At 64.2% G+C, this 9,035-nt stretch carries 12 protein-coding genes; all 12 read left to right on the top strand.

Annotation, left to right across the window (positions count from 1 at the left end; all coding sequences use genetic code 11):
* Positions 1-230: 230 nt before the first annotated feature.
* The 12 genes from QUV11_RS12735 (at position 231) to QUV11_RS12680 (ending at position 9,028) form a co-directional block, all read left to right on the top strand.
* Positions 231-518 carry a DUF2282 domain-containing protein gene (locus QUV11_RS12735; protein WP_300883269.1) on the top strand — a complete coding sequence of 96 codons (288 nt, stop codon included), beginning with the start codon at positions 231-233 and terminating at the stop codon, positions 516-518.
* A 25-nt stretch (positions 519-543) separates the two neighbouring features.
* Entirely contained in the window at positions 544-1,401 is an 858-nt protein-coding gene (locus QUV11_RS12730; RefSeq protein WP_300883268.1) for a DUF692 domain-containing protein, read from the top strand.
* A 4-nt stretch (positions 1,402-1,405) separates the two neighbouring features.
* Positions 1,406-2,140, top strand: a complete 735-nt coding sequence (locus QUV11_RS12725; protein WP_300883267.1) for a putative DNA-binding domain-containing protein — start codon at positions 1,406-1,408, stop codon at positions 2,138-2,140.
* Between the two features lie 123 nt (positions 2,141-2,263).
* Entirely contained in the window at positions 2,264-2,722 is a 459-nt protein-coding gene (locus QUV11_RS12720; protein WP_300883266.1) for a DoxX family protein, read from the top strand.
* 41 nt (positions 2,723-2,763) lie between these two features.
* Positions 2,764-3,288 (top strand): sigma-70 family RNA polymerase sigma factor, encoded by a 525-nt coding sequence (locus QUV11_RS12715; RefSeq protein ID WP_300883265.1) that lies wholly within the window; start codon positions 2,764-2,766, stop codon positions 3,286-3,288.
* Between the two features lie 110 nt (positions 3,289-3,398).
* A complete protein-coding gene (locus QUV11_RS12710; protein ID WP_300883264.1) occupies positions 3,399-4,082 on the top strand; it encodes a DUF1109 domain-containing protein in 684 nt (227 codons plus the stop codon).
* Positions 4,083-4,206: 124 nt separating this feature from the next.
* On the top strand, positions 4,207-6,087 hold the full coding sequence (gene sppA / locus QUV11_RS12705) for a signal peptide peptidase SppA (protein ID WP_300883263.1): 1,881 nt from the start codon (positions 4,207-4,209) through the stop codon (positions 6,085-6,087).
* 59 nt (positions 6,088-6,146) lie between these two features.
* Positions 6,147-6,362, top strand: a complete 216-nt coding sequence (locus tag QUV11_RS12700) for a hypothetical protein (RefSeq protein WP_300883262.1) — start codon at positions 6,147-6,149, stop codon at positions 6,360-6,362.
* 98 nt (positions 6,363-6,460) lie between these two features.
* Positions 6,461-6,853, top strand: coding sequence for a fluoride efflux transporter CrcB (gene crcB / locus QUV11_RS12695; RefSeq protein WP_300883260.1), 393 nt, complete (start codon positions 6,461-6,463; stop codon positions 6,851-6,853).
* Positions 6,850-8,145, top strand: a complete 1,296-nt coding sequence (locus QUV11_RS12690; RefSeq protein WP_300883258.1) for an RluA family pseudouridine synthase — start codon at positions 6,850-6,852, stop codon at positions 8,143-8,145. The genes crcB and QUV11_RS12690 overlap by 4 nt, the downstream gene beginning before the upstream one ends.
* Positions 8,142-8,810: an HAD-IA family hydrolase gene (locus tag QUV11_RS12685; RefSeq protein WP_300883256.1), complete on the top strand. Its 669-nt coding sequence runs from the start codon at positions 8,142-8,144 to the stop codon at positions 8,808-8,810. Before QUV11_RS12690 ends, QUV11_RS12685 begins: the two co-directional genes overlap by 4 nt.
* Positions 8,807-9,028, top strand: coding sequence for a hypothetical protein (locus QUV11_RS12680; RefSeq protein WP_300883254.1), 222 nt, complete (start codon positions 8,807-8,809; stop codon positions 9,026-9,028). The genes QUV11_RS12685 and QUV11_RS12680 overlap by 4 nt, the downstream gene beginning before the upstream one ends.
* Positions 9,029-9,035 lie beyond the last annotated feature (7 nt).

The raw sequence follows: 9,035 nt of genomic DNA, 5'->3' as shown, positions 1-9,035 counted from the left end.
GTCCGCGATTAGCACTCTATCGGGGTGAGTGCTAACGAAGCGCTAGATAGCGGTCAGCGCGCAGCGGTCAAGTGGCGGGGCACGGAAATTTTTGCGTGGGCAGCGCAAACGCGGTAACCTCGCCACATTACGCGACGAACGGAAAGACGGGCAGGCGCAACACGCCATCTTCGCCGCCCGCCAGTGACTGTTGATCTACACCTGACCATATGAACCGAGAGGATGATCCGATGTCGAATTCCATGTTGACCCTGGGCGCCGCGGCTGCTGCCGTGCTCGCCGCTGCCACCGTTGCCGCCACGCCTGCTGCCGCGGCTGGCGAGAAAGAAAAATGCTACGGCGTTTCGCTGAAGGGCAAGAACGACTGCGCGGCAGGACCCGGCACCTCGTGCGCCGGAACCTCGACCATCGACTACCAGGGTGATGCCTGGAAATATGTCGCCAAGGGTGAATGCACCAAGATGGGCGGTTCGCTGGCTCCCATGAAGGGCGCCAAGAAACCTGCCCCGAAGAGCTGATCTCGACTCGATGAAGACCGGCCCGATGACGCTGCCCCCCAATACAGGCATCGGGCTCAAGCCGGCCCACTATCGCGATGTTCTGGAGCCCCAACCGGGTAGCGCCGCGCCTGCATGGGTAGAGGTGCACCCGCAGAACTATTTCGTCGATGGTGGGCCGCCCCATCGCTGGCTGACTGCAGTTGCAGAGCGGTTGCCGGTCAGCTTCCACAGCGTCGGCCTGTCGATCGGCACGGCCGATGGGCTGGATACAGACGAGCTCGATCAGCTCGCTGCTTTGTGCGACCGGTACGAGCCGGCAAGCGTGTCCGACCATCTCAGCTGGTCGGGCAACGGCGCTGACCGCTATCCCGATCTGCTTCCCATTGCCTATACCCGCACATCGCTCGACCATGTTTCGGCGCAAATCGGACGGGTTCAGGATCGCCTCAGACGCCCGCTCCTGATCGAGAACCCGTCGCGCTATCTGGCGTTCGCAAAGGACGAAATGGACGAGGTCGGCTTCATCCATGCTCTGTGTTCACAGAGCGGGTGCGGGCTCCTGTTCGACATCAACAATGTCGAGGTGAGTTGTACCAACCTCCAGACCGATCCCTTCGCCTATGTCGACGCCATCGACCCGGCGATTGTTGGCGAAATCCACCTCGCGGGCCATGCCACTGAGTGGCACGACGATCGCGCACTGCTGATCGATGACCATGGCAGCCCGGTATCGGATCTGACCTGGCAACTGTTCGACCGGTTTATCGGCAGGGCAGGGCCAAGGCCGGTACTGATCGAATGGGATACGGATGTGCCCGATTTCGCGGTTCTGATGGCACAGGCGCAGAAGGCCGGCGACCATATGGCGCGGGCTGCGTCTCCGCTGTTGCAGGCCGTCTGAGCCGATGTCCGATCTGGCAGACGATCAGGCGCGCTTTGTCGCGGTGCTGCAACAGGGGCCCGAGTCATTTCCTTCCGGGATGTTCGCTGGCGATCCGGATCGCGCGTTGCTGGGTCTGAAGGCACATGCCAACACCATCAGCCACGCGCGGCTGGTTGCGCTGGAGCAGACCTATCCGCGCACGTTGGCGCACGTCGGCGCTGAAGCGTTCAACGCGCTGTCGCGTGATTTCATCGATCTGCCCGCGGTGCGCCGGCGCAAGCTCATGGGGATCGGCGAAGGGTTTGCCGATTATCTGGAGGCGTCAGCTGCCAACCCGCTGGCGTCGGGCCTCGCCAAAGTGGAGTGGGCATGGCTGCAAAGCTATCACGCGGCAGACGTCGCGGCGCTGCAACTTGCTGATCTGGCGCAGTATGACGAAGCGAGGTTGCTTGGCATGCCGGTGATGCCGCACCCTGCCACGCGGGTGGTAGAGATCGCCAGCGCCGTCGCCGGTCTGATCCCGGACTTGGCCGCACGAAGCGATGACACTGCTGCCGTCCTCGTGACGCGTCCTGAGGAGACGGTGCGCCTGCTTGCGCTCGGCACCGCGCAGACGACGCTCGCGATCCGCGCAAAAAATTGCGCAAACATGGGTAACCTTCTGCAAGCGGCCATCGAAACACTGGGCGAGGCTGAGGCCTTGCCTGCGGTCTTTGCCTTGATAGAGGCAGGCGCGCTGACAAGGCCGGGGGGCTGACGCCAGGTTCGGAGGGTCGAGCGACGACGGTTTGCGTTGTCCTGTCGATGCCCGTGCACGGCCGATAACCCGGGAATTTTTCCGAAGCCTCGACATATCCAGGCCCAACCGGAAGCCTTGCCCATGATTTCGCTGATCCAGCGCATCCTCGCGCTGCTTGATACCCGTTTGTTCGAAGGGTTCGTCCTGCTGCTCGTCCGGCTCGCGCTCGCGGCGCAGTTCTGGCGCTCTGCGCGCACCAAGATCGTCGATGGCAGCTGGCTGCAGATCGACCCGATAACCTTCGATCTGTTCCGCGACGAGTATCATATGCCTTTGCCCGAGGTCACCGGCGTGCTCGCGACCTATGCCGAGCATGGTCTGTCTGCGCTGGTCATGCTCGGCCTGGCGACGCGGTTCGGCGCCGCTGGCCTGCTGCTGATGACGGCGGTGATCCAGCTTTTCGTCTATCCCGACGCGTTCTGGACCCCGCATGTCATGTGGTTTGGCCTCGCGCTGGTGCTGATCGCGCGCGGTGGCGGACTGTTTGCGCTGGACCGGCTTGCGGACCAGGCGTTGGCATCGAAGGGCGCACGGTCCTGATGCTTGCTGCTTTTGTGCTGGCCGCGTAGGTTTCACGCCATATGGCCAGCCAGGATGATACGCTGCGGCAACTGATGCTGGCTGCTCAGGCAGGTGACCAGCACGCCTATGCGCGGCTGCTGCACGAATGCCAGGCGTGGCTGACGCGCTATTTCACGCGGCGCATTCCGCCTTCGCAGATCGACGATCTGGTGCAGGACACGTTGATCTCGGTGCATCGCAAGCGCGCGAGCTACGATGGCGCGCGCGCCTTCCTGCCCTGGCTTGCCGCCATTGGGAGGTATCGCTGGATCGATCACCTGCGCAAAGTCTACCGCGCCAACGAGACCGGGCTCGATGACGCGCTGCACGCCGCGCCGCAGGATGACATCGTGGTCGATAGCCTCAGCATCGATGCCCTGCTGCAGCAAATTCCCGCACCGCAGGCCGAAGTCATCCGGCTGGTCAAGATCGCAGGCTACAGCATCGCCGAGGCTGCGACACGCACCGGCCAATCCGAATCGCTGGTCAAGGTCAACATCCACCGCGGCATCCGCAGGATGAGCGCCTTGATCGAGGAGGTGTAACCCTATGGGCGTGGTGACCGAATCTTTATGGAACAGATTGAGCGCCGCCGAGGCGATTTCGCAGGCTCATGGATCCGTCCCATGCTGCGCGACACGAACTGGATGTAAGCATGGTTAAGGATACTTCTGCGCCGGATGGTTCCGACGCGGACCGCTTCAATATCGATGCCCTAGTGGACGATCTGATGCCCGTGCGGCAGATCCGGCTGCGCGAGGGAATGGTCATTGCCTTGGCCATGATGGCGGTATGCGCGCTCGCGATCGGCCTCCGGCTCGGGGTGCGCGGCGACCTGGCAAACGGCGTTCCGCACTGGATGTTCCTGCTGCGCTCTGCCGCACTGCTGGCGTTGGGAACAGCGGCTGCAGTGGCCGCGTTATCGGCATCGACGCCCTTAGTTGGTAGCGAGCGCCCCGGGGGCTGGAGATGGGCTCTTGCTGTCGCCGCGGTCTTTCCACTGGGCGCGGGCTTTGTCTGGCTGGCCGATATCCGCTCGGTCGATCAGGCGCGGCGTCTGCTCGACCCGCAATATGGGCAGCAGTGTCTGCAGATGAGCATGCTGTGTGCGGTAGCGATCGGTTTGGCCATGACAGCGTGGCTCAGGCGCGGCGCTCCGGTCTCGCCCGAGCGGACCGGATGGCTGGTCGGGCTGGCGGCGGGCGCCCTGGGCGCGGCGGCCTATAGCATCTCCTGCAGCGAAAATGCGGTCGTCTATATCGGCACATGGTATACGGTGGCGATTGGTGGATGTGCGATCGGGGGGCGGGTGGTCGTCACCCCGTTGCTACGGTGGTGATCGCGCATTTTGCCGGTCATCGAACCGTGTCAGCCGTCTGTCGCGCGAACCGGTGGCAAATCAGCCGAGCCGTCCCTAGATAGAGCGCTGGGGCATATCCGCCCGTAGCGGAGCATATCGGATCATGGGTTTTGTAAAAGGCGCCTGGAAGGTGCTGGTCGCGATCAAGGACGGGCTTGTCCTGCTGGCCATGCTGTTGTTCTTCGGCCTGATTCTCGCAGCCTTGTCATGGCGGCCCAATCCGGCTGCGGTGACCGATGGCGCGCTGCTGGTGAAGCTCGACGGCGTGATCGTCGAAGAGCCCGAAAACATCGATCCGGTGGCAACCCTGCTCGGCGGGCAGGCGCCGCTCAAGCAATTCCGCGAGCGCGATGTCATCCGGGCGATCGATACGGCGGCTGACGACGATCGCGTCAAGGTCATCGCGCTCGATCTCGACCGGTTCATGGGCGGCGGACAGGTGTCGCTCGAACAGATCGGCGAGGCGCTGAGCCGGGCCAAGGCCAAGGGCAAGCCGATCTACAGCTTTGCGACCTTCTACAGCGACGCAGCCTATCTGCTGGCAGCGCACTCCAGCGAAATCTGGATCGACCCGATGGGCGGCGCCGCCTTTACCGGTCCCGGCGGATCGCGGCTGTATTACAAGGATTTCCTCGATCGGTTCAAAGTGACCGCGCACGTCTACCGCGTCGGCACCTTCAAAAGTGCGGTCGAACCCTATCTGCGGTCCGACCAGTCGCCCGAGGCCAAACAGGCGCTGCTCGCGGTGTACGAGCCGATCTGGGCGAACTGGCAGGCCGATGTGAAGAAGGCTCGGCCCGCGGCGGATCTGGCTGGGTATATTGCCGATCCGGCTGCGGCCATTACTGCGGTCAACGGCGATCTGGTCAAGTTGGCGACCGATCGGAAGATCATCGACAAGGTCGGTGACCGCACCGCGTTCGGCAAGCGCGTCGCCGCGCTGGCAGGCGCCGACGAAGACGAGGGCCCTGGCGCCTTCAAGCATACCAGCCTGACCGACTGGGTTGCGGCCAATCCGGCCAAGACCGGCGGCGACGAGGTCGGCGTGATCACCATTGCGGGCACCATCGTCGATGGCAAGGCCGGGCCTGGAACCGCAGGCGGCGACCGCATCGAAGAGCTGCTCCACGAGGGACTGCAGCGCGACAATCTGAAGGCCCTGGTGGTGCGCGTCGACTCGCCCGGAGGATCGGCGTTTGCGTCCGAGCAGATCCGGCGAGCGATCGAAACCTATCGCGGCAGGAAGATCCCCGTGGTGATATCGATGGGCAATGTTGCGGCCAGCGGCGGCTATTGGGTCGCCACTGCAGGCGACACCATCTTTGCCGAGCCTTCCACGATCACCGGATCGATCGGCATTTTCGCGGTATTGCCCAGTTTCGAGCGCGCCCTGGCGGATTATGGCGTCAAGGCGGACGGCGTTGCGACCACCGACCTTTCGGGCCAGCCCGATCTGCTTGGCGGCTTCAACAGCACCGTGGACACCTTCATCCAGCGCACGATCGAGCACGATTATCGCCGATTCCTGGGTCTGGTCGGCAAGGCACGCGGCATGACTCCAGCCCAAGTGGATGACATCGCGCAGGGCCGGGTCTGGGATGGCGGCACCGCGCGCCAGATCAAGCTGGTCGACCGCTTCGGATCGATCGATGATGCGATCGCCGAGGCTGCAAAGCGCGCCAAGTTGAAGGACGATGCCTATTCAGTGCATTACCTCGAAACCAAACCCGACGCTTTCGAGCAGTTCGTCTCAGGCATGTTCACGCCTTCTGACGACAGCAAGCAGGCGCGAGGGCTGGTAGCGCAGCTTGCATGGCGGCAGCATGCCGCATTGGGTCAGGTCCTCGGCGATCTGAACCTGCTCAGTGGCGCGCAGGGAGTGCAGGCTTGGTGCCTCGAATGTTCGAGTGCCTTGCCGCCGCGAACGACCGCCAACGCGTCGGCAAGCTGGTTCAGCCAGATCTTCACGCGCACGGGAACTTGAGGGGGCGGGTCTGCGTAACGGTTGGAACATCGATCCATCCGGCACTCAAGGAGGCAGACATGGCACAGGACAGCCAACACCCCAATGCGGGCAAGGAATTTGGCGAGGGCAACTACAAGGCCGCGCAGAATTACCGCGAAGCGCAGGAAGAGTTTGCCGGTGACAAGCAGAAGGTCGAAGCCAAGGCCCGCGAAGCGGCCGACGCCGTGGATGGTGCCGAAGGCGATGAGCTGGCGAAGGCCGAAACGGCTGCCCGCGATGGACATCCGGTCTGACAACCCCGCCGGCCATCAGGATGATGTCTTGGCCGTGATCGCGGCGCCATCCAAATAGACCTAGCCAATAACCGTGCAATCCCGCTAAGGCAGGCCGGATGGACGCTCATCTTACATTCAAGGCCACCGGACTGGTGATGGCAGGCGGCGCTTTGGGCGCTGCTTTGCGGTTTCAGGGGACGCAACTGGCGGTCCGGCTGGGCCACACCGGTTATCCTTTTGCAACGCTTGGCGTCAACGTCATCGGCGGCCTCGCGATGGGCGTGCTCGCTGCGCTGCTGTTGCGCGACCATGTCGGCGAACCGATGCGGTTGTTTGCGGGCGTCGGCTTGCTTGGCGGCTTCACCACCTTTTCAGCCTTCAGCCTCGAGATGTTGCAGATGCTCGAACGCGGGCAGGTCGCAGCGGCGGTTGGCTATGCGCTGGCGTCGGTAGGGCTCTCGCTCGCCGCGCTGGCCGCCGGGTTTGTCATGACGCGGGGGCTGACATGAAGCCTCCCGTCCGCAAGGTCCCGATCAAGCGCGCAGGACCGGCGAGCAAGCCGGCGGCTCAAGCCCCGGCCGGCGCCATCCAGACCTCCAGCGAGGCGCGCCAGTTCACCATCGATACCGATGACGACGGGATCCGGCTCGATCGCTGGTTCCACCGGCATCTGCCCGATGTGAACTTCAATCTCGTTTCGCGCTGGGCGCGGACCGGTCAGGTTCGGCTCGATGGCAAGCGCGTCGGGCCCGGCGATCGCATCGCAGCCGGTCAGACGATTCGCATCCCTCCGTCCGAGGCGGAGCCCGAACAGCAAACCGCGCGGGTCATGCCCAAGACACTGAGCGAGGATCAGGTTGCCTATGCGCAATCGATGGTGATCCATCGTGATCGCGCTGCACTGGTGATCAACAAGCCGCCAGGCCTCGCGACGCAGGGCGGCACCCGCACGCATGCCCATGTCGACGGGCTGGGCGAGGCCCTGATGTTCGACAGCGTTGTCCGGCCGAGGCTCGTGCACAGGCTCGACAAGGATACATCGGGGGTGCTGCTGCTTGCGCGGACTCCCGGGAGCGCCGCCTATTTTGCCAAGCGCTTTGCCGGGCGCAATGCCAAGAAGATCTATTGGGCGCTGGTCGTTGGCGTGCCTGATATCTATTCCGGCCTGATCGAACTGCCGCTCGCCAAGCAGCCGGGAACCGGCGGCGAGAAGATGCATGTCGACGAAGAGAACGGCCAGCCGTCGCGTACCGCCTATCAGGTGATCGAGCGCGCCGGGTCGCGCGCGGCGTGGGTCGCACTGCAGCCGTTCACCGGACGCACCCACCAGCTGCGCGTGCATATGGCGGCGATCGGGCACCCGATTGTCGGCGATGGCAAATATGGCGGACAGAACGCATTTCTGACCGGAACGATCAGCCGCAAGATGCACCTGCACGCCCGCCGTCTACGGATCGCGCACCCCGACGGCCCGGCGCTCGATGTCACCGCCGAACTGCCCGAGCATTTCGCTGAATCGATGGAAAGCCTGGGCTTCGATCTGGCGCTGGGCGAGACCGCGTTCGCCGACGAGGGGCCGGAGCCCGCCACCCGCGAAGTCAAGAAGCAGCAGGCTCGCGCGCATGCCAAGACGATCCGCAAGGAACGGCGCGGCGAGCGTCGCAGCCGCTCGGGGGCAGCCGCCCCTGTCGGCAAGGGCAAACCGGCGGGCAAGGCCAAACCCGCTGCACCCGGAAAGCCCGGTGCGCGGTCCAAGCCCGTGACCCCGCGCACGGCGCCGAAGGCACCCCGGCGACCATGACGAGCCGGCTTGCGATCTTCGATTGCGACGGAACGCTGGTCGACAGCCAGGCCAATATCTGTCGGGCGATGGAAATGGCCTTTGCCGCCGAAGGCCTGGGGCATCCCGATCACCACCGGGTCCGGCGGATTGTCGGCCTGTCGCTGGTCGAGGCGATGCGGGTGATGTTGCCGGAGGCCGAGCCGCAGTTCCACGTCGTGCTGGCCGATCATTACAAGAACGCGTTTCACGAACTGCGCGGTAACGGCACCTTGCAGCACGAGCCGTTGTACGAAGGACTTGTCGGCCTGCTCGACCGTCTCGAGCAGGATGGTTGGATGCTTGCGGTGGCCACGGGCAAATCCGATCGCGGACTGGATCTGTGTCTGACCCATCACGGGATCAAGCACCGGTTCGTATCGCTCCAGACCGCCGACCGGCATCCGTCCAAGCCACACCCTTCGATGATCTACCAGGCCCTGGCCGACGCTGGCGCCAACCCGGCGTTGGCAGTGATGATCGGCGATACCAGCTATGACATGGCGATGGGTGTCGCTGCTCAGGTGCGCGCCATCGGCGTGGACTGGGGCTATCACGACGCGGCCGAACTGACCCTCGCCGGAGCCGACAGCATTGCCTATTCGATGGACGAGCTTTTTGACCACATCGCCGGGAAGGCCGCATGAGCCCGGACGATCGGAAGGCCCGTACCCGGTTCTTCATCATCGGCGCGGTGCGGCTTGCCGGAGCGATCACCATCGCGCTCGCCGTGGCGGTGTCCTATGGCAGGTTCGACGGCATTCCCAATGCCGTCGGCTATGGGCTGCTGGTGCTCGGTATCGTCGGGATGATCGTTCTGCCGCGGGTGCTGGCCGCGCGCTGGAAGTCTCCCCCCACGCAATGATGGCCGC

Origin of the sequence: Blastomonas sp. (assembly GCF_030373265.1) — a bacterium.
Classification (GTDB): domain Bacteria; phylum Pseudomonadota; class Alphaproteobacteria; order Sphingomonadales; family Sphingomonadaceae; genus Blastomonas.
This window is presented reverse-complemented; position numbering and strand designations above follow the sequence as displayed.